The following is a 24,772-nucleotide window of genomic DNA, read 5'->3' as shown; positions in this document are numbered from 1 at the left end:
TGTGCGACAAGGCTTCGAGACCGGTGATCGGCCCCGCGCGGGGTCTCCTCACGGCCGTCGGCCACCGGGTGTCACGCGAACCGATTCCGGTAGCCTGCGCCATTCGAGGTCTGCGGGATCGGCTGCCATGAGCCCCGGGGAACGGGCGACGAGGATGCTCCGCGCGATCGGCTCGAAGTCCCCGCGGAAGTGCACCGAGCTCTTCACCACGAGGAGCCGCTGGTTCTCCGGGACGATGCCGACCATCCGAAACAGGTTGCGGTCGAACACCTGGGAGCGCCCGGTCGTCACCGCCACCCGCACGGATCCGGAGCGCAGGCACACGGAGGCACCGAGGTCGACCTCGGTGCCGTGCAGCATCGGGCCGTCGAACCGGCAGCGCCCGTTCGACAGCGCCTCGACGACGAACCGGCCCCGTACCGGTTCGTCCCCGGGCACCGCGGGATCACCCCCGACGGCGAGGTCCACTGTCGCGCCCACACCCGCCTCCTCGGCCGCGGAGGCAGCCGCGGGGTCTGTAATGAGCCCGAGCGCGCTGGGCTCGTCGCTGCCGGCGGCGAGGAGGGCACGGAGCAGCCCAGTGGTACGGCCCGAGCCCCCGGCGCCGGGGTTGTCCTGTGTGTCGGCGACGACGACCGGGCCGGGCCCCTCGGCGCCGGCGGCGTCGAGGCCGCGCGCCACGGCGTCGGCCGGGGCGAGCAGCGCGACCCGCCACTTCGCCTCGTCCCGGGTCACCTCCTCGTACAGCCGGTCGACGATTTCCTCGACCGGACCGGTGCCGTACGCCCACACCACCGGTCCGCAGTCCGGGATGTCGGCGGCCGGGAACCCGGCGGCGAACGACACCGTGGTGTGGTCTCCGCCGAGGGCCGCCAGCCCGCCGTAGACGGACCGGGCGGGCTCCAGCTCGGTGCATCCCGAGTTGATCGGGATGAGGAAGGGCACCCGGCGCCAGGCGAGCCGAAGCTGCGCGCGGTCCAGCAGCCGGGCCAGCAGACCGGCGGCCCGCGCTCCGGTCGCGGCCATGTCGATGTGCGGGTAGGTGCGGTAGCAGACCAGCGCGTCGGCGGCGTCGAACATCCGGGCGGAGAGGTTGGCGTGCAGGTCCAGGCTCGCGACCACCGGCACGCCGGGCCCCGCCGCGGCGCGCACCCGGGTCAGCAGCTCGCCCTCTCCGTCGTCGTGGTGCTCGGTGACCATCGCGCCGTGCAGATCGAGGTAGACGGCGTCCGGCCGGCCGAGGCGCACGGCGTCGACGATCTCGCCGGCGATGCGTTCGAACGTGGCGGTGGTGACCGGCCCGGAGGGGCTGGCGGCCGCCCAGACCACGGGCAGCACCTCCCAGCCGTGGGCACGGGCCTGTCCGAGGAACCCGCCCACCGGCAGGTTGACCGGCGCGAGTTCCAGTACCCCGTCGCCGCGGCGCAGGGCGGGAAAACCCTCGCCGTTGGCGAAGTTGGCGTACGAGGCCGGTGTGGGCGCGAACGTGTTGGTTTCGTGCTGGAACCCGGCGACCAGGACCCTGGTCGTGCCGCCCGTCATCGGGCCGTCCCTTCCTCGGCCGTGGCCGGAGCGGTCCGGCCGGACTCCGTCCGCACCCGCGTGACCGTCAGCGATACCGCGCCGGCCACCAGCAGGACGACGAGCGTGAGCAGGCCGATCTCGGTACTGCCCGTCGCTTCCTTCACATAGCCGATCAGCGTGGGGCTGAAGAATCCGCCGAGCAGACCGATGCTGTTGATCAACGCGATACCGCCCGCGGCCGCGTCCCCCTTGAGGAAGGTGGGCGGCACGGACCAGAACACCGTGTAGGCGCCCCACATGCCGGCGGTGGCCACGATCAGCGCGATCATCGAGACGCCGAACGCCGAAGCGGTGAAAGCGGCGATCGCCATGCCCGCCGCGGCGACGAAGGTCGGGACGACCGTGTGCCAGCGGCGCTCGCCGGTGGCGTCGGAGTGGCGGGCCAGCACCCGCATCAGCACCAGCGCGACCGCGTAGGGCACCGCGGACCACAGGCCGATCGCGACGACCGACCCGACGCCGTTCTCGGAGAGGATCGTCGGCAGCCAGAAGCTGACCCCGTACAGACCGCTGATCAGGCAGAAGTAGCCGAATGCGAGGCCGTAGACCCGCGGATCGGTGAGCACCTTCCGGAAGCGGTGCTCCCCGTCCTCGTGCGAGCCCGCCAGGTCCTCGGCCAGCAACGACCGCTCGCCGGGGGTGAGCCACCGGGCGTCGCCGGGGCCGTCCGGCAGGACCTTCCGGACGACGAAGGCGAGCACGACGCAGGGCAGCCCCTCGACGAGGAACATCCACTGCCAGCCGGCCAGCCCCGCGGACCCGTCGAGTCCGCTGATCACCAGCGAGGACACCGGCCCGCCGAGCATCGAGCCCAGCGGACCGGGGATCAGCAGCACGGACATCGCGGCGCCCATGCGCGTCCGCGGGTACCAGTACGTCAGGTAGAAGATGATGCCCGGCGCAAACCCGGCCTCGAACACACCGAGCAGGAAGCGCAGGACGTAGAAGCTGGTCTCGTCGTGCACGAACAGCATGGCCGCGGAGGTGATCCCCCAGAGCAGCATGATGCGGAAGAGCGTCCTGCGGGTGCCGATCCGGCGCAGCAGCAGGTTGCTGGGTACCTCGAAGAGCACGTACCCGAGGAAGAGGACGCCTGCCGCCAGGCCGTAGACCGACTCGCTGATGCCGATGTCCTGGGTCATCTGCAGCTTGGCGAAGCCGATGTTGACCCGGTCGACGTAGGCGAACAGGTAGCAGATGACGAGCAGTGGCAGGATGCGCCACCCGATCCTGCGGTAGAGCTCCGGCGGCGCGACGGTCGGCGGTGTCGCGCTCTCCTTCCTGATGGCCATGCGGGAACTCCTCGTGGTCGGTCCGGCGGAGTCGGGTGGTTGTCGTTCGATTGCCGGTACTGTGCGGGAGATCGTTGATCCGGGCGCCGGAAAGGCAGGAAACCGCCGATGATCACCCACACGATGTTCGATCGGGACACTCCGTGGTTCCCGCCGGGTTGCGCGGCCTGAGGTGCTCGACGAGACGGACCTCGCGCTGGTCGACGCCCTGCAGCTCAATCCGCGGGCCAGCTGGTCGAGCCTGGCGGCCGCGCTGGAGCTGGCACCGATCACGCTGGCCCGGCGGTGGGAGCGGCTGGCCGGCAACGGCGCAGCCTGGGTGACGGTCGCACTGAGCGACCGGCGGATGCGCGGTGCGGTGCTGGAGCTGTCGTGCCGGCCGGGCACCGCGCGGTCCGTCGCGCTCGCACTGGCCGAGCTGCCGCACGTGAGCACGGTGGGCGTGACCACCGGCCGGTTCCAGGTGTTCGCACTGGTACTGGCACCCACCTTGCCGGCCATCGCCGACGTGCTGGTGCACTCCCTGCCGGTCCCCGCCGACGTCACGGCACTGCACTCCTACCTCTACAGCGGGCTGTTCGGCGGGGTGGTGTGGCGGCTGGGCGTGATCAACCGGGCCCGGACCGAGCAGGTGCGGGAGCCGGCCGGGCCGCCGCCGGCGCAGATCCGCCCGTTCGGCGAAGGGGACCGCCGGCTGTTCCTGGCGCTGGGCCACGACGGCCGGCGCTCCTACAACGACCTGGCGGACGAGCTGGGGACCTCACCGCAGGCCGTCCGCCGCCGGCTGGACCGGCTGCGCCGGCACGGCGACATCACCTTCCGCTGTGACGTCGCCCGGCCGCTCACCGGCTGGGGCTCGATGGCGTTCCTGTGGCTGTCGGTGCCCGACGGCGATCTCCCGGCGGTCGGCCGGGCGCTGGGGGCGATGCCGGAGACCCGGCACTGCTCGGGGGTGCCGGGGCCGGCGAATCTGGCCCTGGTGATCAGCCTGCACTCGCTCGAGCACCTCGACCGGCTGCTGGAGCGGATCGTGCGGGAGCACCCGACGGCAATGGTCGTCGACCGGCGGGTGGTGCTCCAGCAGGTGAAGGTGCACGGACGCATCGTCGACGAGCAGGGCCGCAGTGTCCGTGTGGTCCCGGTCGACCCGTGGGCCGCCCTCGACGCGGCCCGCCCGCCGCGGGCAGACGTGCCGGCACCCGGGTCCGGCCGGAGCTGACCCCGGTGGGTCAGCCGCCGGCGGGCCGCGGGCGGCGCAGGACCGCGCTCTGCTGGACCGGGCCGACGAGAGCGGCGTACTGGCCCAGCCAGCCGCGCTCCTGACCCGGCCGACCCGAGGTGACGGGTGCCCCGTCGCGGGCGGGGTCGGTGGCCAGGACGCGGGCGTCGAGATCGATGGTGATCGTGTCCCCGGTCCGCACCCCGGCGAGTGGCCCGCCGTCGGCCGCCTCCGGCATGACCTGTCCGACGACGAGCCCCTGGTTGAGCCCGGAGAGTTCGCCGTCGGTCACGACAGCGATCTTGCCGCCCAGCCCCGCCCCGTTCAGCGCGGCCACGAAGCTCGCCGCGAATACGGTGCCGGGGCCGCCGCGCGGGCCCATGCCGTGCAGCACGATGACACTGCCCTCGGTGATTCCGCCGGTGCCCAGTGCGGCGATCGCGGCGTCCTCGCCGGCGAACACCTCGGCCGGGCCGGTGAAGCACCGGCGCGCGTTTCCCGCGCCGGCCACCTTGACCACGGCCCCGTCGGGTGCCAGGGAGCCGCGCAGGATGAGCAGGCCGGGTTCGGACCGCACCGGATCGTCCAGCCGGTGCAGCACGGCGCCGTCGGCCTCCGGGGCGTCGGCCGCGTGCTCGGCCAGGGTGCGCCCGGTGACGGTGAGCGCGTCGCGGTGCAGGAGCGGGAGCATCGTGCGCAGCACGGCACGCACCCCGCCGACACGCTCGAGGTCCCAGACCTGGTCCGCGCCGTTGGGCCGGATCGCGGCCAGCTGGGTGGTGTCCCGTCCGAGCCGCTCGAACAGCCCGATGACGTCGAGGTCCAGGTCTGCCTCGTTGGCCACCGCGGCGAGGTGGCGCACACAGTTGACCGAGCCACCCAGTGCCATCGCCACCCGGATGCCGTTCTCGATCGCGTCCACGGTGAGGACCTTCCGGGCGGTGAGCCCCTCGTGGACCATCCCGACGATCCGCCGGCCGGCCTCGGCGGCCAGCCCTCGCATCCGCTCGGAGTCGGCCCGGATCGGCGCGGCGCCCGGCAGCGTCATGCCGAGTGCCTCCGCCAGCACGTGCATGGTGTTGGCAGTCGCCAGGCCGGCGCAGACGCCCGGTCCCTTGATCGCGGAGTCGGCGAGTTCGCCCAGCTGGCCAGCGCTCATCGTGCCGGCTTGTACCGCACCGACGGACTCGTAGACGGTGTCGATGTCCACCGAGCAACCGCGGTACTCGCCGCCGAGCTGGTACCCGCCCGGCACGATGATCGACGGGATGTCCAGGCGTGCCGAGGCCATCAGGTGCGCGGGCGTGGTCTTGTCGCAGGAGGACAGGCACACCATCCCGTCCAGTACAGCGCCCTCGACCGCGGCCTCGACGTCGTTGACAATCAGATCGCGCGTGGGCATCAGGTAGCGGGCCTTGCGTCCGGCGCTGGTCACGAAGTCCAGCGGCGCGGTGGTCCGGATCTCGAACGGCAGGCCGCCTGCCTCCCGGATCGCCTCGGCGACGAGCTCCGCGATCCCGTCCAGGTGGGAGAAGCAGATACCCAGCTTCGACGAGGTGTTGACGACGGCGATCTTCGGTCGCCTCTGCTCCTCGGGGCTCAGGCCCAGCGCGGTCCACTGGGCGCGGCGGACGGCCCACCGGGTGCTGCCAGGGGTGAACTCGCTGCGCAGTGCGCCGCTGCGGAAGCGGTCGTGATCGGGCAGGTCGGGCATGTCGCCTCCGGGGAGTGTGGCAGTGGTCAGATGCTGCTGCCGGCGGCACGCATGGCCATCCGAACGTCGGCGCCGGGCACCGCTCGGTAGGGCAGGTCCTCGCGCAGCGACAGAATGGTGGCCACCGCCGCGGCGTGGCCGTACTCGAAGCACTGGGCGGTGACCCGGGCCGAGGCGAGCGCTTCGTGCTGCGCGCCCAGGCAGCGTCCGGCCACCACGATGTTCTCGCCCGTCCGCGGCACCAGGGCGAGGTAAGGCACCTCGTAGTAGTCGTCGAGCAGCCAGTGCAGCTTCGGCCGGTCCCCGGCGTGGAGCTCGATCGGCCAGGGAGAGCGGACCACACCGTCGGGTCGTTTCCGGCACGCCAGCACGTCGTCGTTGGTCAGCGTCCCGGCGGCCACGATGCTGCGGGTCTGCCGGATGCCCACCTCCACCCCGGTGTCCACCACGAATGCATCGGCGCAGCCCGGGACGGTCTCGCGCAGGAAGCGGGTGTACTCGCGGACCTGGCGCCGGCCGAGGACCTCGGCCTCGGTGAAGTCCGCCGGGTTGATCACGTTGAGCATCCGGCCGTCCCGCCCCACCAGCCGTGTCGCGTTGACCAGCAGCTCACCGGGGCGGGTGGTGCCGAACAGCCAGACGTGGGAGCGGGGCAGGTCCGCCCCGGCGCGGCGAGCCCGTTCGATGGCGTCGCTCACCCACGGCGGGCAGATCGTGTCCGGCCCGTAGGCCTCGTGGAACGCGTCGAGGTCGACATTGCCGAGGCGGAAGAACATGGTGGGGTTCTGGATCCGGCCGTCGTCGCCGAACGTCGTGGCGTGCCCGGCGCGGGCCGCCACGGCGGCGTCCCCCGACGCGTCGATGGTCCGCGCCGACCGGATGACCGAGCGGCCGGCGTTGGACTCGACGACGACACCCCGGTGCGCGCCGTCCTCGACCAGCACCCCGGTGACGGCGGTGTGCAGCAGGACTTGCACACCGGCTGCCTCGACCAGGTCGTCGGCGACCTCGCGCCACACCAGCGGATCGTGCGCGACGGTCCAGGTCCTGCCGTACCGCTGCGGACCGGTCACCCCGCCGCGGGCGGCGAGCTCGGCGCGGAAGCGCTCGGTGAAGCCACGGACCACCTGCTCGGGGCCGCTGCCGCCTTCGGTCGCGAGGTACAGCCCGCAGATCGTGCCGGACATCCCCGCGACCGCGGCGCCGCCGAAGAACCCGTACTTCTCGACGAGCACCACCGAGAGCCCGGCCTCGGCACAGACCGTGGCCGCGGCCACCCCGGCCGCGCCACCCCCGGCCACGACCACGTCGACTTCTGCGAGGACCGGCAGATCCCCGGCGCCGGCGGCACCGGCGTCCAGCCGCCAGCCGATGAATTCGGACCCCTCTGTACTACCCATATATTGGTTGTACATTGCTGATCGGGGAGCTGTCCAGGACCGCTGCCCTGCGGTGCGCGAGGATGGTGGCGGGGAGGTGATCCGGTGACCGAACAGGTCAACAAGGCGGACCGGGTGTACGCGCTGCTCGAGGACATGATCACGTTTCAGGAGCTGGCTCCTGGCGAGGCCGTGTCGGAGTCGATGCTGATGGCCCGCACCGGTTTCGGGCGTACGCCGGTGCGGGAGGCGCTGCAGCGGCTGGCTCGCGAGCGGATGGTGGAGATCCATCCGCACCGCGGCGTCTTCGTCGCGGCCGTGTCCGTCGAGGCGCATTTCCGGCTGCTGGAGCTGCGCAGGGGACTCGAGGAGATGGCCGTCCGGTTCGCGACTTTCCGGGCGAAGACCGCACAGAAGGAGCGGATGCTCGCGCTCGCGGCCGAGCTCGACGGGTTCACGGGCACCGACCTGCGCCGGTTCGCGACCCTGCTCAAGGGCTCACACTCGCTGATCGTGGCCGCGGCCCACAACGAGTACCTGGAGCTCGCCATGGCGCCGCTTCAGTCGCTGTCGCGGCGGTTCTGGTTCGCCCACCTGCCGGACGTGGAGCAGGACCTGCGCACCGCGGCCGATCTCCACGGCGAACTGCTCCGCGGAATCGGCCACGGCGACGAGTCCGCCGGCGTAGCTGCCACACTCCGTCTCAACGACTACCTGACGGACCTCACCTACGCAGCGCTGGGCAGCCCAGGCCAGCGAGCACGGTAACGGCGGGTCCGGGTCGGAACCAAACCTCCGACGAAGAAGAGTCCCTAGGCACGATACGGCTCCCAATCGTGTCGAGCTGCGCGTTCCCGGGGTCCGATGGCGACGCCGACGATGACGAGCCCGTCGAGGACTCGCCCCGAATCGTCGGCCGACACCCACGATGAGGCGGCCGAGCCCGATGCAAACTTCTCGGGGACCTCGGAGCCCGACGATCCGGCCGACGCCGAAGTCGCCTCTCCAGCCCAGCCACACAGCGCACTTCACGCCGGGCACGCACGGTCTGCCACCGCAACCGCCCGAAGCGCGCCGAGCCGCACCGTGACGCCCGAACCCTGCCGCACCCTTCGCCTGCAGCCAGAATCCCGACGTCGTCGGGGCTTTCGCGACACTGTCCGCAATCGCGCTATCGGGGCCGGCGAAGATCATAGTCACGGGTGTCTGGCGGGCTTGTTCGGCACGTTCGAGCAACTCCGAGAGTCAAAAAGGGGCCCACTGTGACGATGTGCAGGCCGGCCTCGCGGGCGTCGAGATCCATGTCCAGCCGAACGCCGGTGACGTGCTCGTAGAACCGGACCGCATCTTCGAACTGGCCGTGGTCAGGAAACACCCGAGCCAACACGCGCGGCGTGAGGAAGCCGGACGAGTCGGTCTGTCGCCGGTAGAGCCTGACCCGCGCGGGCAACGGCCTTCGGACAGGCGCTCCACCACACAGAACGCCTGCATGCCAAACGGAACATGCACGCCGTCCTCAAACCGGAGATCGACCGTGCTTGTTATGCACAACCCGAGCCGACCAATGCCGCCGCATGCACCCGCGCGGTCACCCAAGCCATCAGCACAGACCAATCCCTCTCCCCCAGCCCCGCTGGAAAGCGCACGCACCTTCGTCGCCCACCGCGCACCCACCCCAAGACCGAACCAACGGGCGAGTGTTCGAGGGCCTGGTCTAGGGCCGGATCGGGAACTCAGAACCTCACACCGTAGAGATCGATGTCCTTGCTGCAGCTTGTAAGACGTTGCGGTCGTCGGGTCGGCTTCGAAGAATCCCGTCGCTGTCGAGCGTGACAAGCCTTCGATCTCGGCGTATTCGACCTCTAGGCCGCGCCGGGACGGCTAACGGCTTGGGTGTGTCACGTGGCGGTGCGGCGTCGGCGAGCGCGCTGGCGGCAGGTCGCACCGCAGTAGCGGGGTGGCCGGCCGGTGGCCCGGGTGCGCAGCCGAGCGCCGCATTCCCTGCAGTGTTGCACGCTGTCAACGGCAGTATCGTGACGGGCAACTGCCGGCATGTCACGGAACACGACGTCTTTTGTGACATTCGGGGTCCGCAGCCCGTCCAGCAGCAGCCGCACCAGCCGTATCCCGCGCGCCTGGTTGCGGTGTGCCGAACGCAGCGCGGCGCCGCCGGCAGCCAGCGCGGCCAGATCGTCGGCCTGCACGTCGGCGCGTATCGCACCAGTCTGTTTCGCGTTGTGCAGCAAGCGATCCAATGCCTCGTCGAAGTGCCGTGTCGCAGCGGTCAGCGTGGCGTGCGGCCAGCCCTGCTCAGCGGTGAGCGCATCGCAGATGTGCTGGCGGCCAGCCGACTTCTCGATCACTTCGAGCAGGAATCCGAACAGCGCGTCACCGGGCGCGGCGCGGGCGGCAAACCGGTCGGCGGCGGCGACCAAACTCTCGACGTGGTCGGCGAGCACCGCCTCGACCAGGATTTCTTTGCTGGGGAAGTGCCGGTAGACGGTCCCTGCGCCGACCCCGGCACGTTGCGCAATCCGGCCGAGCGACACCTCCAGTCCCTCCTCGGCGAATACCCGAGCCGCGGTGCGGAGCACGATTTCCCTGTTGCGCCGGGCATCGGCGCGCCCGGCAAGTCCAGCACCCGGTACGGGTGCCGGTGCTGCTGCCATGTCACGTAATCCTTGTCTGCGCGGCGGAAACGGGTGAAGCATTCCGGATCATGCCAGTATTCACCACCGCCGGAACGGACGCCATGAGCACTGTGCGACCGAGCAACCCCGGCCACCCGATCCTCGTCACCGGCGCCACCGGCAAGCAGGGCGGCGCCACCGCACGGCGGCTGCTTGCCGACGGCTGGCCAGTGCGAGCACTGGTGCGTGACACGACCGCACCCGCCGCTGTCGCACTGGCCGCCGCCGGTGCCCAGCTCGCCCGCGGCGACTTCGACGATCCGGCGAGCCTGCCGGCCGCACTCGACGGCACCGCCGCCCTGTTCGGCATACCGACCGCGGCCTTCGGACCGTCCGGAAACGACACGAATCTCGAAGTCACCCGCGGCCGGGCGCTGATCGACGCGGCGGCGTCGGCGGGAATCGAGCAGGTGGTATTTAGCACCGTCGCCTCGGCATCGATGGCAGTGCCGGGTTCGGCTGGCAAAGCGCTGCTCGAGCAGTACCTGCTCGAGCACATCGCGCTGCCCACCGTGCTGCGCCCGGTCCGATTCATGACCAACTATCTCGGCATCGGGTCGATCGGCATCGACGGCATTTCCCACGGCGTGCACCGGCACCTGTTCCCGCCGCACGAGCCCATGCAGATCATCGCGCTCGAGGACATCGCCGAATTCGCCGCGCTCGCGTTCGCCGATCCACCCCGGTTCGCCGGCCGAACGCTGGAGCTGGCCGGTGACCAACCAACCCCGGTCGAGGCCGCCGACGCGATCACCAAGGCCACCGGCATTCCCGTCCGGTACGAACAACTCACCGACGAAGAGACCGCCGCGATCGGCCCAGAAATCATCGAGACCAAGAAGCGCTGGCAGGCCGGCCACCGCTGGCACGCCGACATCGAAGCACTGCGCGTCATCCACCCCGGACTGCGCACCCTCACCGGCTGGCTGACCGAATCCGGCGCCGCCGCCATCCGCACCCATCTCACCACCCCCTGACCCAGCACCTCACCGCGGCCGCCATCGCACCTGCCAACAGCCCGAAGCTCCCCGGAAACCCGCTGATACCAAGCACCAAGACTTCCGGGCACCGTCCCGCCGAACCTTGGCATGAGCAGATTTCACGGACACCGAAAGCCGCCGCCCAGCAGGTTCAGACTCGTATAGTGGCTTTCCGGGTGCACCCCAAGGACGGGAACGACACCTTGACCTCGCGATCGTGTGCTGCTGGTCGCAACGTACCGGCAGACGAACGCGAGCAATGCCCCAGACCGGACCGCTGCTCGGCGTATCGCACTCGGCGCACTATCGACACCAGCCCCGGCCCACACACGCCGGATCGACGCGATCGCAGACAGCACGCATGGCACCCACCCAGGATCACCGACCAGCACGCGGCGAAGCGCCCGACCATGGCTGACGGCCGCTACCAACGCAACTCAGCAGCGATCACGCTCTACCACAAACCAGCTACGAAACATCCCTGAGCGGCTTTAGCGTGACGACAGTCCTCAAGTGCCCACACCCGCCGTTCCGGCGCGTCGGCAAAGTTCTGTCTGCCTCAGTGGATCAGTTGCTCCTGTCCGGCGTCGTTCGCGCGAGCACTCCTCTGCCGCTGTTGACATCCGACAACATCGACCGCGCCCACCACATGCATGGTTCGTGTGCGTCGATTCGGGATATCACCATCGGAGGCATCTCCGGCGTCGCTTCTTCTTTCGATCCTCAGACGGTCGTCGATGGTTCTGTGAACAGTACGGTGGCGCCGAGGCTGGACGTGGTTCGGAGTGCGACTCCGAGTTCGAGTGAGTGGTGCTTCAATCGGTCGGTGCCGAAGACTTCTTCGATCTTCTTGATGCGGTACACGACTGTGTTGCGGTGTGTGTGCAGTCGTCGGGCGGCCTGGGTGATGCTGCGTTGGACGTCGAGGTAGACCTCGAGTGTCTCGCGTAGCTCGGCGGCGCGTTGGTCGTCGTGGGCGAGTGGGCCGAGCATGCGCCGGACAAAGGAGCGGGCCAGGTCGAGGTCGGTGGTGATCAGTGCCACCAGTTCGACGTCGGCGTAGTCGGTGACCCACGCTGCTGGGTGTCCGGAGAAGGATGCGACGCGGGCGGCGGACAGGGCGCGGGTGTGAGTGCTGCGGAAGCCCTCGATTCCGGTGTCCGGGCCGGCGATCGCCATGCGGGCGCGTCGCGACGGCAACAGAGATCCGGTGATTTCCCGCAAGGTGCGGTAGATGTTGCCGCTCGGGTCCTCGTACCAGATGTGCACCGTCGACAGGTCGGCCCACCTGCGCAGGGACCGGCCTCCGCCGAGCCTCCGGTCCAGTTCGTCAAGGGCCGCGTCGAGTTCGTCCTGTGCGCCGGACTGGGCGTGGGAGGAGTCCAGCCAGGCCACACATGCGACGTGGTGGCCATCGAGCCGGTAGTCGAGCGCGGCTGAGATCTGTTTTCCGTCCACGGCTGTTCCGGAGAGCACTTTGTCGATCAGTTCGGCACGTATTGTTGCCCTAGATTGCGACCATCGTTCGGCTTCGAGTGAGTAGCGCGCAGCGATGTTGGCACTGAACCGGTCGAAGCACCGGAACAAGAGTTCGTTGGCGTGCTGGGCGTCGGTGATCGGCCGTCGGCGGCGGTCGATTTCGCCCAACAGGCTGGCGGTGATCGTTTCTTGGCACAGGTGGATGCCGCGAATCACGGAGTCCATCGGAATACCGCGACGTACGTAGGAATTGGTGGAGTCGGCGGGTTCTGTGCCGGGCCAGAGTGTTTCGGGATCACCACTAAGAAACGCTCTCAGTACCGCGATCGTAGTCGACTCGACGGCACGTCGGAGCAATTGTTCGGCGGCCAGATCGCCACCGAACACCGGGAGCAGTTCGAGAATGTGGTCGGCCGCCCGCCGTGCCGTCGCGATCGCCCACGCGACGGGTCCGGCGCCCAGTTCTGTCGCGGCGAGCGTTCTCGTCGGAGCGTCGCTGAGCGGTTCGACCAGCTCGTCGTCCTCCGGCGCGAGTTCCAGCAGCCAGGCTGACCCCGTGTCGCGTTCCGGTTTCGCCGGTTCGGCTGCATCCACGTTGATGCCTCCTTGCAGGTGTCGTGGCGGGATTACGGTATCCCGCCACGACCTCGGTCAGACCTGGATGGTCAACGCATCGTCCGCGCCGAGCAGCAGACGGCCGTACACCTCCTTGCCGATCTCGGGGGTCGCGAAGGCGTGCCGCGCCCCGGTGTTGGCGTCCCGCCAGATGCGCCCGAGCGTGCCGTCCTGCGCGAACGCTCCCGCACCGTTCGCTGTCATCAGTACGTCGATGGCTTCCTTGCACAGGGAGATCGCGTGCCCGGTGTCCATCCTCATCCGGCCGCGAGCGCGGTCGTCGGGGTACTCGCCCCGGGCGGCGTAGGAGTCGATGTCGTCACTGGCGCGGCCGAGCAGCAGGTGGGCCGCGTCGATGTTGCTGGCCGCCTGGGCGACCGCGAGGTGGTGGGTCGGCGAGTTGCGCGCCTCGGTGTACACCGTGTATCCGACTGGACGGGTCGGCAGCTTGCCCAGCGAGTAGTCCAATGCCGCCTTGGCCAGCCCGATCGCCGGTGCCGCGAGGATCACGGTCCCGACGGGCAGGAATGCCGCGCGGGAATTCGGTTCTGATCCGGCGAACGGGGTGGCGTAGCGGCCCTGGGAGAGTTCTTCGAACGTCTGGATGCGGTGGTCGGGGATGAACACGTCCTCGACGACCAGTGTGTTGCTGCCGGTTCCGCGCATACCCAAGGTGAACCAGGTGTCTTCGACGGTCCAGTCCTTGGCTTCGACGAGCCCGAGCGCCATGGTCGGCTCGCCGTCCGGGCCGTCGACCATCATGCCGAGCGTGGCCCAGTCGGCGACAGCGCTGCCCGAAGCGTAGGGATACCGGCCGGTGAGCACGTAACCGCCCTCGACCTTCGAGCCGGTGCCCAGTTCGTGGCGGCGGGTCATGCCGGGGAAGAAGATCCCGCAGGCTTTCGCCTGGGGATTGCCTCCCCACATGTCGTGCTGGGCCCGCTCGTCGTAGGTGACGGCGAACCAGGTGCACGCGTTGACGAGCGCGGCACTCCACCCCGCTGAACCGTCCGCCCTTCCGAGTTCGATCAGCACCTCGATCATGGTGCGAGCCGACCCGCCGGGCCCGCCCAGCCGGGTCGGCACCATCAGGTTGAACAGGCCGGCCTCGGCGATGGCATCGGTTACCCGAGGCGTGATTTGCCGGGCTTCGTTTCCTCGCGCCGCCTCTTCCCGGATGAGGTCGTGCAGCGCGGATGCTCGGGCGACGACGTCGACGTCGTATCCGGTGGCACGGGTCGTCTCGATGGCCGGGGACAGCGTGTCCGTCATGGTGACCTCCGTTGGTCAGCGGCGAGTGGGAACCACGCCGGGACGCCGGCGTTCGGTTCGCTTCGAATGGCTCCGAGTCTCGCTCCACCGTGGTGAGGCCGTATACGGTCTGTGGTGACAGAGTGCACATTTGCGTTTGTGCAAACCCCTTCCGCAGTGCGACCGGCATGCGGTGAACTTCCGTCGCTATGCGGCTTCGCACCGCCAAATTTCCTGTTCGATAGCGATGTCGTCACCATGGCGAAGTCCGGCTTCCACTGTTGCTGGACGCGCACTGCACAACGCCTCCCCAACACTTTGTGTAACCGGCCCATGGTGTCACTGTCCCGCGGACCACAGACTGATCTCGACCTGATCTGAGCGGGCCTTACAGCGAAGTGGAGCCTGATTATATGAGCGTCGCGGTGTGCGACAGCGTGGCCACGACCGCCGATTCGGCCACTCGACCGGACGGCACCGGCTCCCCGGTCGACGAGCTTCGCGAGGGGCGTCCTGTCGTTGTCGGATCGAAGGAGGGCGGCGAGCACGTCGGCCTTCTGGTCGTGGCCGGGAAGCTGGCGACCGCGGCGACGATGGCGTTTCTCGTTCGACATTGCTCGGGGCTGGTTTTCGTCACCGTGTCCGCCTCGGAGTGCCGACGTCTTGGCCTGCCCGGGATGCCCTGGACCGAAGAGGACAGCCCGGCGGCCGGCGTGCGGGTGACTGTCGATGCGGCCGAGGGAATCGGGACCGGCATTTCGGCACGCGATCGGGCGAGAACGGCCAGACTGCTCGCGGAGCCCGCCTCCGCGCGGCAGGACTTCACCCGTCCCGGGCACGTGATGCCGGTGCGCGTCGATTCCGGCGCCGGCTCTGCGGACTCCGCACAACGGGTCGCCGATCTCGTCCGAGCAGCCGGTCTCGGCAGTTGTGGTGTGTACAGCCATCTGGTGACGCCCGGCGGCACCGGGTTGGCCGGCCACTCGGTGATGGCCGAGTTCGCTGTCCGGCACCGGCTCGGTCTTGTGGAACAGGAGTACGCGTCATGACAGCCGATCAGCATCTCGAACCGAGCGTCGATCCGGGCCGGCTGCGGAAGGCAATGAGCCGCTTCTGCACCGGCGTGGCCGTGATCACCGGCGTCGACGACGCCGGCCCGACCGGGCTGCTGGTGCAGTCGCTGGCGAGCGTGTCGCTGGACCCGCCGTTGGTGCTGTTCTGCCCGCAAAAGACCTCGCGTTCGTGGCCGAGAATCGTCGGGACCGGTCGATTCGGGGCGAACATCCTCAGCGAGGGGCAACGACATCTCTGCGACACCTTCGCCACCTCGGGCGAGGACAAGTTCCATGGTGTGCGCTGGCATCCGTCCCGGACGGGGACGCCGATGCTGGACGGTCAGCTCGCCTACGTCGAATGCCGGATCGAGGCCGTGCACGATGCCGGCGATCACGAGATCGTCCTCGGGCGGGTCACCGACCTGAGCGAGTCCGAACTCGACGGTCCGTTGTTGTTCTACCGCGGCCGTTTCGGCGGGTGGGCGGCATGACTCGGTGTTCGACCAGTTATCCCACCGACCAGGAGGACAACCGATGACACGCTTTGTGTCCCCAGCGCGCGAAACGGCGACTGCCGCTCCGCGCCACGACGCGGCCCGGGTGGCCACGGGTATCCGGTTGCGCGCGTTGCGCATGGTGGCGCCGCAGGGGTTCGGGTACCTCGGCCAGGCCTTGTGCTCGGCCGAGTCCCTGGCGGTGCTGTACGCCGAGCTGTTCCGGCCCGGCGTCGACCGGTTCGTGTGCTCGCCCGGCCACTACATCGTCGCCGCGTATGCGGTCGCGGCCGAAGTCGGTCTGCTGGATCCCGAAGAGCTGAGCAGCTACGGCCAGAACGGGTCGTGCCTGGAGGCCATCGGCACGGAACGTTCCCCGGCCGTGGACCTCACCTGCGGCTCGCTCGCCCAGGGCCTGTCCGGGGGAGTCGGATTCGCCTGCTCCGACCGGCTCCGCGGACGCGCTGAGGGACCGGACGCGCCGCGCACGTTCGTGCTGTGCAGCGACGGGGAACTGGAGGAGGGCCAGTTGTGGGAGGCGGCCCTGTTCGCGGCCCACCACCGGCTCGGCCGTCTCGTCGTGCTGCTCGACGCGAACAACTCGCAGGTGGACGGCCCGGTCGACGGGATCACCACGCTGGAACCCATCGCCGAGAAGTGGGCTGCGCATGGATGGCATGTGGCCGACGTCGACGGGCACGATCTCGATGCACTCCGCCGGGCCTATGCCGACGCCCTGTCCGACGACCGTCCGAGCGTGATCGTCGCGCGCACGTCCACCCGGCACGGCCTCGACTGCCTGCCGCCCGACGCCGACGGTCACTTCATCAAACTTCCGCCCGACTTGGCGAACCGGGCCTTCGCCGAACTGGAGACGCGCTATGCGTGAGCTGCCGTACCCAACCGTGCAAAAGCCCTACGGCCGCGCTCTGCTGGAGCTGGCGCGCCGACGCGACGATGTCGTCTGCTTGTCGGGAGATCTGACCCGGCAGTGCGAGGTCGACCTGTTCCGCGACGAGCTGCCCGACCGGTTCGTGCACGCGGGCATGGCCGAGGCGAACATGATCGGTATGGCGGGAGCGATGGCCCGTGAAGGGCTGAACCCGTTCGTGCACACCTTCGGCGTGTTCGCCACGCGGAGGCCGCTGGACCAGATCGTGAACGCGGTGGCCTATCCCAATCTTCCGGTGCGGTTGATCGGGTTCATGCCCGGAATCTCCAGCCCCGGCGGGCCGAGCCATCAGGCGATCGAGGACGTCGCGCTGATGCGGGCGCTGCCGAACATGACCGTGATCGACGTGGCGGACGCGGTGGAGATCGACCAGGTCGTGCCGCTGATCGCCGACCATCCCGGCCCGGTGTACCTGCGCCTGAAGCGGGGCGAAATCCCGGTGATCTTCGACGACGACCGACGCCTGTCGCTGGACGAAGCGCACGTGATCTCCTCGGGCGACGACGTCGCGATCTTCACCAACGGCATGCTGCTCTCCGCTTCGCTGGCAGCGGCGTCCGTGCTGGAACGCCATGGCGTGCACGCCGCCGTGGTGAACGTGCCGGTGATCAAACCACTCGACGTCGACACGGTGGTGGGTGTCGCGCGAGCCGCGCGTGCGGTGGTGACGGCGGAGAACCACACCATCATCGGCGGCCTCGGATCCGCGGTCGCCGAGACCCTCGCCGAGGCGGGGCTGGGACGCACGTTGCGGCGAGTGGGTGTGCGCGACACCTTCGCCGAAGGGGCGCTGACCAGCCCCTATCTCTTCGGGCGATACGGACTGTCCACACAGGACGTCATCGACGCCGCGTGGAACGCGCTGGACCATTCCGGCGAACCGCCCGCAGCCCCGGTGGCCAAGGTCGAGGCGGGCGAGTACTCGCCGGTGTGACAGCGCCGGTGAACGGGCAAGGACAAGGGAGTTCTCATGAGCATTCTGAACAACGACGCGCCCGTGGCCTCGCCGGGCGCGGCCATGGCCGTGGACTGGGAACAGCGGGTCGACTTCACCCGGCTGCGCACCCAACGCTTCGAACGCGTCCAGCAGCAGCTACGCGACTCGGACATCGGCGCGCTGGTGTTGTTCGACATGAACAACATCCGCTACACCACCGCGACACACATCGGAAACTGGGCGCGGGACAAGCTGTTCCGGTGTGCGCTGGTGATGCGCGACCAGGACCCGATCCTGTGGGACATCGGGTCCGCTGCGCGCCAGCACAAGGCGCACGCACCGTGGTTCGGCCCGGACAGCTGGCAGGCCGGCATTTCCAGCTGGCGGGGCTCGATCCCCGAGGACGTCGGCGTCGAACGCGGCAACGCGCGACGGATCGCGCAGATTCTGCGGGAGCGCGGCCTTGCCGGCGAGCCGATCGGTGTCGACTTCGTCGAAATCCCGGTGCTGCGCGCTCTTGAGGCGGAGGGCCTGCACATCGTCAACGGCCAGGAACTGATGCAACGCGCGCGGCGGATCAAGACCGCCGACGAGATCGCCCTGCTGGACCACTCGGCCGGCATGGTCGACGCCGCCTACGACGAGCTCTACCGCAACCTGCACGTCGGCACCCGCGAAAACGAGTGCGTCGCGCTGGTCAACCGCGTGCTTTACGAACTGGGCTCGGAAGAAGTCGAAGCGGTCAACGCGATCTCCGGGGAACGGTGCAGCCCGCACCCGCACGTGTTCTCCGATCGCCTGACCCGTCCCGGCGATACCGCGTACTTCGACATCATCCATTCCTTCAACGGCTACCGGACCTGCTACTACCGGACGCTGAACGTCGGCAGCGCCAGCAGCGCCCAGCGCGACGCCTACGGCAAGGCCCGTGAGGCCATCGACAACGCCATCGCAGCCGTGCGACCCGGCGCGACGAGCGCCGACGTGGCGCGTGCGCTGCCGTCCGCGAAGGACCTCGGCTACGCCAGCGAGGAAGAGGCCTTCGGACTGCAGTACTGCCACGGCGTCGGGCTCTCGGTCTGGGAGCAGCCGTTGATCAGCCGCTACCACTCGCTGGACCATCCGGTCGCGATCGAGGAGGGGATGGTCTTCGCGTTGGAGACCTACTGGCCGACTCCGGACGGCTCTTCCGCGGCGCGCATCGAGGAGGAGGTCGTCGTGACGGCCGGCGGCGCCCGCGTGATCACGCGATTCCCCGCCGACGAACTGCTGGTCGCGGGCACCCGCTACTGGAACGGATTCTCGTTCAACACCTCGACCGTGCCCACCGGCAACGCCTTCTCCGCCCCTTCCGCCGCTGGTAACGGGGCCGTGGCGGCCGGGCCGAGGGGAGTCTGATGCCCTCGCCGAACCCGCGCATCGGCTGGATCGGCCTCGGCCGCATGGGAACCCGGATGGCCGATCGGCTGATCGACGCCGGTCACACCATTTCTGCCTGCAACCGGACGAAATCGAAGCTCGCCCAGTGGCGAACCGACCACGTGGTCCCCGTCGACACCCCGGCGGACCTGGCCGACTGCGACGTCGTGTTCATCACGGTCTCGGGCCCGGCCGACCTGCTCGCGGTCACCACGGGGCCCGACGGCCTGCTCTCCCGGGACGGCACCGGCGAAAACCGCACGGTCGTCGACTGCTCGACCGTGTCGCCCGAGGTCTCGGCCGAAACCCGCCACGCGGCAGAGGAAGCGGGATGGTCGTTCTTGGCCGCGCCGATCAGCGGCAATCCCGACGTGGTCGCCGCCGGGGGCGCGTGCGTCGTCGCCTCCGGCCCTCGGGCATCTTTCGAGCGCGTGTCCGCACTGCTGGAGGAGATTGCCCGCGCCGCCGTGTACGCCGGGGACGGTGAAGTCGCGCGGTTGGCGAAACTCGGACACAACCTGCTGCTCGGCTTGATTACCCAATCCCTGGCCGAAGTTCTGGCCCTGATGGACAAGGCGGGCATCGAGCGCGAGGACTTCTTCGCGTTCCTCGGCCACACCGTGCTGTCCTCGACATTCATCACCGCCAAGTCCGGCCCGCTGATCAGGCGCGACTACCAACCGCCCACCTTCACCACCACCTTGCTGCGCAAGGACTTCGACCTCGGCCTCGACCAGGCACGAGAGCTCGGCGTACCGCTGCCGCTGGCCGCGGCGACCCGTGAACTGATCCAGTCCTGCATCGGGCTGGGACACGGTCAGGACGACTTCGCCGCGCTCTACGAATTGCAAGCCCTCGTGTCCGGCCTGCCCGCACCCGAGGCGTGAAAGGAACCCACTCCGATGTTCGAACACTACGTCGTCTTCACACCGAAACCCGGGCGCGCCGACGACTTGGCCCAGGCCCTGTCCGACTTCGGCGCGGGAGTCCACGGGACCCTGCCCGACCTGCTCGAGTTGACCTTCGGGGCGAACGTCAACACCGGCGGGCTGCAACGTGGCTTCACCCACGCCTGCCTGGCCCGGCTCACCTCGGAAACAGCGTTCAAGGACCAGTACTGGAACCACCCGGCCCACCGTCGGCTGCTCGAACGACTCGACGAGCTGTGCGAGGAGCGATTCGCACTGGACTACGTGCCGGAAGCCACCGTCACCGGCCGAAAGGAACACGCGGTATGACCACCACAAGTCCGCTGGTCCAGATCGAACGCACCGACCGCGTCGCCTGGATCCGCCTCAGCCGGCCCCCGAAGAACCTCCTCGACACCGACCTCACCGCCCAGCTCCACACCGCGCTGGTCGACCTCGACGGCGACGGCTCGGTCGGCGCGATCGTGCTCACCGGTTCCGGCGGGTTCTTCTGCGGCGGCGCGGACGGACCGAAACTCCGCGAAACCGGGACCGCTCGCGAATTCGCCGACGCGGCAGTCGAGCTGTTCGCACACTTCCCGCGAGCGCGCAAACCGATCCTGGCCGCGGTCAACGGCGACGCACTGGCCGGCGGGTTCGGGCTGGTGTGCAGCGCGGACATCGTCATCGCGGTCGAGGGCAGCAGGCTGGGCACCATCGAGGCCACCTTCGGCACCTGGCCGATGATCGCGCAGGCCCCAGTGGCCCGCCGGGTGCCGATCAAGGCCGCGCTGACCAACGCACTGACCGGACAACCCTTCGACGCGCACCGCGCCCACGAACTCGGCATCGTCGACGAGGTCGTCCCCGCCGAGCACCTCGCCGACCGCGCCCGCCACTACGCCGAACTCGCCCAGGGCGGCGGCCAGGCCGCCCTGGCCGGGCGGTCGCTGTTCCTCGCCAGCCGCGACGAGCCCTACGAGCACGCACTGCGCCGAGGTGCGGACGCGTTCGTGGAAATGTTCGGGAAATGACCGATAACCGCGTACGGGCCGCACGCGGTCGCGGCGGCACCAGCCAATTGGCGAGGTTCGGATGGACCCGGATACGACCGAGCTCGATTTCGGGTCGACGCCATGGTTGCACCGCCGACCCGAACACCGGGAGCGCACCTGCCGCAGTACCCCGCTGGACGCGGCGTCCGAGTGCGACATTTGCTCCGGCGAACCCGGGCGGGTCGCTTCTCGTGACGGCGGACGACCTCCGGAAGCATCGTCCGTCCTCTCGTTTCCTGCCGGACAGCCACGCTGGCGGCAAAGATGCGTCGTACCACTTCCTCTGACCCGAGCAGCCGGAATGCACCAACCCGAGGGAATTCGTGCCCATGCCGCGACAACCACGACGAAGTGGTGTGCAGCTACTGGTCGTCTCAACCGGCGACCTCGAGCGTGCGCGCTCGATCGGCGAGCGAGCCTTCTTCCCGCATCGCCTGGTGCCGGTCGACGAGGCCGGCCGCGAGTCGGTCGGCATGCGGTTGCGCGCCTGCGAATTCGGGCCCGAGATGACCGTCGGAGTGATCGGGTACGGGGCGACGGTCCGCCTGGATTGCGGCCGGTTGGAAACCGGATACCAGATCAACATCCCCCTGTCGGGACGCATCGACACACGGTGCGGCGATCAGTGGGTGCCGGCATCACCCTCGACCGCCGCGGTCTACACACCCGATCTCCCCTCGTGCATCGACCGGTGGAACGCGGGCTGCACCCAGATTGGGGTCCGATTCAGTCGCGAAGTGATCGAACGCGATTTGACCGAGCTGTTGAATCGACCGCTGCGACACTCCATCGCGTTTGACCACGCGCTCGATCTGACGGACGCCGCGGCCCGCTCGTGGGTCGGTCTCGCGCGGTCCGTGCTCGACCTCGGCAGCACCCTCCCCCCGCGCAGCTGCCGGCAGATGGCCGACTCGCTGACACGGACGCTACTGACCTCTTTCCTGCACACCGCCCAGCACGAGTATCGCGACGAACTCGACAGGGAACGGCCGATCGCGAGGAGCCGCGTCGTGCGAACGGCTGTCCGGGAGATCGAGGAGCACCTCGAGGAACCAGCCGACGTCACGACGCTGGCGAGCACTTGCGGCGTAAGCGTGCGCGCCCTGCAAAACGCGTTCGCGCGAGAGCTCGGCCTCAGCCCGACCACATACCGACGCGAACGCGCCTTGGATTCCGCGCACCGGGACCTGCTGAGCGCCGATCCGGCGCATGTCACCGTCACCGACATCGCCACGCGTTGGGGCTTTTACCATCTGGGCCGATTCGCTCGTGACTACCGCCGCCGCTTCGGCGTCACCCCAGCCACCACCCTGCACGAACAGTCATAGCGAACACTCCGTGCGCGGGGCGGATATCGGCTACGCCGTGCGGATAGCCCACTGCGACACGGCTGCCTACCGTCGGCTTGGCCCGGAGCAGACGACACAAGGGAGTGCGCTGTGACGAACACCCAGCCGGCAGAACTGACCGGATTCAACCCGATGGTCTCACCCCACCGCGAAAACCCGCACCTGTTCTACCGATGGTCGCGTACTGAGGAGCCCGTCGCCTACAGCCCGGCGCTCAACGCCTACATGGTCACGCGGTACGACGACATCAAGGCGATCGTCGAGGACCCGGAGACCTTCTCCTCGGCCAACGCCATCCCGACGATGTGGACCAATCCGCCCGAGGTGCTGGAAGCGCTGGACGGGCTGTTACCGGAAGCGTCCACCGTCGTCAATGCTGACGAGCCCGCGCACGCACCGCTGCGGCAGGTACTCAACCACGCCTTTTCCGGTCGCCGGGTACGACGACAGCTTCCCGCGATGAAACGGCGTGCCCATGAGCTCATCAACGCCTTTCTTCCCGACGGACGAGCGGATCTGGTCGGCCGGTACTCCGATCCCTACGTCCAACTGGTGGTCAGCCTGGTTTTCGGCATCCCGCCCGAAGACGTCGACCGAGTACAGGCGTGGACCGACGACTACATGCTGCTGATGAACCCACTCGCGCCGGTCGAAGGCAAGGTCGAGGCCGCCCTGCGCCTGCACGACTATCAGGACTACGTCGCGAGGATGGCCGCCGATCGCCGGGAGAATCCCAGGGAGGACTTCATGTCCGACCTCGTCCACGGCAGCGACCACTTCCCGCCGGCCAGCCATGAAGACCTGCACTACATGTTCCGCGGGCTCCGTTTCGCCGGCCACGACACCACTCGCGATTTGATGACCAGCGCCCTGCTGCTGATGCTCGGCGACGGGCGGAGCCTCTGGGAGCAGGCAGCGGCCGACCGAACGATTCTCCCGAAGATCATCGAGGAAACGCTCCGCCGCGACGCGCCTCACCGCGGGCTCATGCGCGTCACCACGCGAGAGGCCGAACTCGACGGGATCACCCTGCCCGAAGGGACGGCACTGTTGTTGCTGTTCGGCTCGGCCAATCGTGACGAAACCAGGTTCGACCATCCCGACGAGGTCGATCTCAACCGGCCCAACGTCCGAGAACACCTGGCCTTCGGCAGCGGTATCCACCAGTGCCCGGGATCCCAACTGGCTCGCACCGAGGTGCGCGTGGCCATCGAGACCCTGCTCGATCGGCTGCCCGCACTTCGTCTGGTGGACGGCTACGAACCCGCCTACATCGCCAGCTACTTCTTCCGGGGGCTCGAGCGCCTTGACATCACCTGGTGATCGCATTCCCCTGTCCGTGCGCGTCACGCAGGCGCACGACGAAACTAGAGACGTGCGTTCGCTGATTCTGCGTCGCACGAGCGGCGCGCCATTGCCGGAGTGGAACGCGGGCGCCCACATCGACGTGCTGACCCCCGACGGCTCAGCGCGCCAGTATTCGCTGTGCGGGGATCCGGGCACCACTGACCACTACCGGATCGGCGTGCTGCGCGAACCACACGGCCGTGGTGGTTCACAGTGGTTGCACGACGAGGTCACCGTGGGCGATGTACTGCGAATACGTCGCCCGCGGAATCACTTCCGGCTCGAAGAGGCTACGGGCTACGTCTTCATTGCTGGCGGCATCGGCATCACGCCGATCCTGGCCATGGTCCGCGCGTCGGACCGAGGCGAGGCGAGCTGGAGGCTGTGGTACGGCGGACGGTCAAGACAGTCCATGGCGTTCCTGGACGAGCTGGAATCCCACGGTGCCCGAGTCACGGTACAACCAGACGACGAGTGCGGACGCCCGGACATCGCAGCCCTGATCGCGTTGGCGAATCCGGGCGAACTGATCTACGTCTGCGGCCCGGCCGGACTGATCGACGCGGTACGGGAACAAGCACGTCAATCAGGTGCACCAGACCGGGTGCGATACGAGCTCTTTTCCGTTCCTCCCGACACCGCCGCCCACGACGACGGTGACCGTGAGTTCCTGGTTGAGCTCGTCGACTCCGGTTTGACGCTGCCGGTTCCCGCTGACCGCTCCATCCTCGATGTCGTCCGGTCAGCCGGAATCGACGTCATCAGCGACTGCCAAGACGGCATCTGCGGAAGCTGCGAAACAGACGTCGTCGACGGAACCCCCGATCACCGTGACCACGTCCTCACCACCGAGGAACAGAATGAAAACTCCTGCATGATGATCTGTGTGTCCCGTTGCTTGGGCCCCAAACTGGCCCTCAGGCTCTGAACCGAGCCCTTTCGTGTGGTCAGTCTGCACGAGCGGGATTCGGACGGTACTCCGGCTGTGACAACGGCCGCGGCACAGGCCGCTGGTTGAGCGGAACCCGCCGCGCCACGCGCGTCCCGGACGGT

21 protein-coding genes are annotated in these 24,772 nt (G+C 69.0%); 14 read left to right on the top strand and 7 right to left on the bottom strand.

All coding sequences use genetic code 11. The features are described 5' to 3' along the window. Positions 1-48: 48 nt before the first annotated feature. Positions 49-1,542, bottom strand: a complete 1,494-nt coding sequence (locus ABD793_RS03985) for a M81 family metallopeptidase (protein WP_344855364.1) — start codon at positions 1,540-1,542, stop codon at positions 49-51. Next, positions 1,539-2,876: an MFS transporter gene (locus ABD793_RS03980; RefSeq protein ID WP_344855362.1), complete on the bottom strand. Its 1,338-nt coding sequence runs from the start codon at positions 2,874-2,876 to the stop codon at positions 1,539-1,541. The genes ABD793_RS03985 and ABD793_RS03980 overlap by 4 nt, the downstream gene beginning before the upstream one ends. A gap of 172 nt (positions 2,877-3,048) precedes the next feature. Here ABD793_RS03980 and ABD793_RS03975 point away from each other — a divergent pair, with 172 nt between their 5' ends. Next, positions 3,049-4,095, top strand: coding sequence for an Lrp/AsnC family transcriptional regulator (locus ABD793_RS03975; RefSeq protein ID WP_344855361.1), 1,047 nt, complete (start codon positions 3,049-3,051; stop codon positions 4,093-4,095). 10 nt (positions 4,096-4,105) lie between these two features. Here ABD793_RS03975 and ilvD read toward each other — a convergent pair whose 3' ends face one another. Together ilvD and ABD793_RS03965 are read right to left on the bottom strand one after the other, a co-directional pair. Then, the gene (gene ilvD / locus ABD793_RS03970) at positions 4,106-5,809 is read right to left on the bottom strand and encodes a dihydroxy-acid dehydratase (RefSeq protein WP_344855358.1); all 1,704 of its coding nucleotides are present in this window, start codon (positions 5,807-5,809) and stop codon (positions 4,106-4,108) included. Between the two features lie 26 nt (positions 5,810-5,835). After that, positions 5,836-7,209 carry an FAD-dependent oxidoreductase gene (locus ABD793_RS03965; protein WP_344855355.1) on the bottom strand — a complete coding sequence of 458 codons (1,374 nt, stop codon included), beginning with the start codon at positions 7,207-7,209 and terminating at the stop codon, positions 5,836-5,838. An 84-nt stretch (positions 7,210-7,293) separates the two neighbouring features. On the opposite strand from ABD793_RS03965, the gene ABD793_RS03960 reads away from it, so the two are divergent. Then, positions 7,294-7,956 carry a GntR family transcriptional regulator gene (locus tag ABD793_RS03960; RefSeq protein WP_344855353.1) on the top strand — a complete coding sequence of 221 codons (663 nt, stop codon included), beginning with the start codon at positions 7,294-7,296 and terminating at the stop codon, positions 7,954-7,956. Positions 7,957-9,086: 1,130 nt separating this feature from the next. Here ABD793_RS03960 and ABD793_RS03955 read toward each other — a convergent pair. Continuing rightward, positions 9,087-9,782 carry a TetR/AcrR family transcriptional regulator gene (locus ABD793_RS03955; protein WP_344855351.1) on the bottom strand — a complete coding sequence of 232 codons (696 nt, stop codon included), beginning with the start codon at positions 9,780-9,782 and terminating at the stop codon, positions 9,087-9,089. A 158-nt stretch (positions 9,783-9,940) separates the two neighbouring features. On the opposite strand from ABD793_RS03955, the gene ABD793_RS03950 reads away from it, so the two are divergent. Next, a complete protein-coding gene (locus ABD793_RS03950) occupies positions 9,941-10,855 on the top strand; it encodes an NmrA family NAD(P)-binding protein (RefSeq protein WP_344855349.1) in 915 nt (304 codons plus the stop codon). Between the two features lie 726 nt (positions 10,856-11,581). Here ABD793_RS03950 and ABD793_RS03945 read toward each other — a convergent pair. Together ABD793_RS03945 and ABD793_RS03940 are read right to left on the bottom strand one after the other, a co-directional pair. Then, complete coding sequence (locus ABD793_RS03945) at positions 11,582-12,931, bottom strand: PucR family transcriptional regulator (protein ID WP_344855347.1); 1,350 nt, start codon at positions 12,929-12,931, stop codon at positions 11,582-11,584. Between the two features lie 57 nt (positions 12,932-12,988). Further along, positions 12,989-14,224, bottom strand: a complete 1,236-nt coding sequence (locus ABD793_RS03940) for an acyl-CoA dehydrogenase family protein (RefSeq protein ID WP_344855344.1) — start codon at positions 14,222-14,224, stop codon at positions 12,989-12,991. A 392-nt stretch (positions 14,225-14,616) separates the two neighbouring features. Between ABD793_RS03940 and ABD793_RS03935 the strand changes: the two genes are divergently transcribed. The 11 genes from ABD793_RS03935 to ABD793_RS03885 all read left to right on the top strand — a co-directional run bounded on the left by ABD793_RS03935 (position 14,617) and on the right by ABD793_RS03885 (position 24,647). Further along, positions 14,617-15,252, top strand: a complete 636-nt coding sequence (locus ABD793_RS03935) for a 3,4-dihydroxy-2-butanone-4-phosphate synthase (RefSeq protein ID WP_344855341.1) — start codon at positions 14,617-14,619, stop codon at positions 15,250-15,252. Next, on the top strand, positions 15,249-15,749 hold the full coding sequence (locus ABD793_RS03930) for a flavin reductase family protein (protein WP_344855339.1): 501 nt from the start codon (positions 15,249-15,251) through the stop codon (positions 15,747-15,749). Before ABD793_RS03935 ends, ABD793_RS03930 begins: the two co-directional genes overlap by 4 nt. Positions 15,750-15,792: 43 nt before the next feature. Continuing rightward, positions 15,793-16,641: a transketolase gene (locus ABD793_RS03925; protein ID WP_344855337.1), complete on the top strand. Its 849-nt coding sequence runs from the start codon at positions 15,793-15,795 to the stop codon at positions 16,639-16,641. After that, a complete protein-coding gene (locus tag ABD793_RS03920) occupies positions 16,634-17,638 on the top strand; it encodes a transketolase family protein (RefSeq protein WP_344855335.1) in 1,005 nt (334 codons plus the stop codon). The genes ABD793_RS03925 and ABD793_RS03920 overlap by 8 nt, the downstream gene beginning before the upstream one ends. Positions 17,639-17,674: 36 nt before the next feature. After that, entirely contained in the window at positions 17,675-19,039 is a 1,365-nt protein-coding gene (locus ABD793_RS03915; RefSeq protein WP_344855333.1) for a M24 family metallopeptidase, read from the top strand. Further along, complete coding sequence (locus tag ABD793_RS03910) at positions 19,039-19,947, top strand: NAD(P)-dependent oxidoreductase (protein ID WP_344855331.1); 909 nt, start codon at positions 19,039-19,041, stop codon at positions 19,945-19,947. Before ABD793_RS03915 ends, ABD793_RS03910 begins: the two co-directional genes overlap by 1 nt. A gap of 15 nt (positions 19,948-19,962) precedes the next feature. After that, the gene (locus tag ABD793_RS03905) at positions 19,963-20,298 is read left to right on the top strand and encodes a Dabb family protein (RefSeq protein ID WP_344855329.1); all 336 of its coding nucleotides are present in this window, start codon (positions 19,963-19,965) and stop codon (positions 20,296-20,298) included. Then, the gene (locus ABD793_RS03900) at positions 20,295-21,002 is read left to right on the top strand and encodes an enoyl-CoA hydratase/isomerase family protein (RefSeq protein WP_344855327.1); all 708 of its coding nucleotides are present in this window, start codon (positions 20,295-20,297) and stop codon (positions 21,000-21,002) included. Before ABD793_RS03905 ends, ABD793_RS03900 begins: the two co-directional genes overlap by 4 nt. A gap of 377 nt (positions 21,003-21,379) precedes the next feature. Continuing rightward, the gene (locus ABD793_RS03895) at positions 21,380-22,351 is read left to right on the top strand and encodes an AraC family transcriptional regulator (RefSeq protein WP_344855325.1); all 972 of its coding nucleotides are present in this window, start codon (positions 21,380-21,382) and stop codon (positions 22,349-22,351) included. A gap of 111 nt (positions 22,352-22,462) precedes the next feature. Then, entirely contained in the window at positions 22,463-23,695 is a 1,233-nt protein-coding gene (locus ABD793_RS03890) for a cytochrome P450 (RefSeq protein WP_344855323.1), read from the top strand. Between the two features lie 52 nt (positions 23,696-23,747). Then, positions 23,748-24,647: a PDR/VanB family oxidoreductase gene (locus ABD793_RS03885; protein WP_344855321.1), complete on the top strand. Its 900-nt coding sequence runs from the start codon at positions 23,748-23,750 to the stop codon at positions 24,645-24,647. Positions 24,648-24,772: the final 125 nt, after the last annotated feature.

The organism is Amycolatopsis ultiminotia, from assembly GCF_039536925.1.
Classification (GTDB): Bacteria; Actinomycetota; Actinomycetes; order Mycobacteriales; family Pseudonocardiaceae; genus Amycolatopsis; species Amycolatopsis ultiminotia.
The sequence above is the reverse complement of the archived record's forward strand: the minus strand, read 5'-3'. Positions and strand labels throughout refer to the sequence as shown.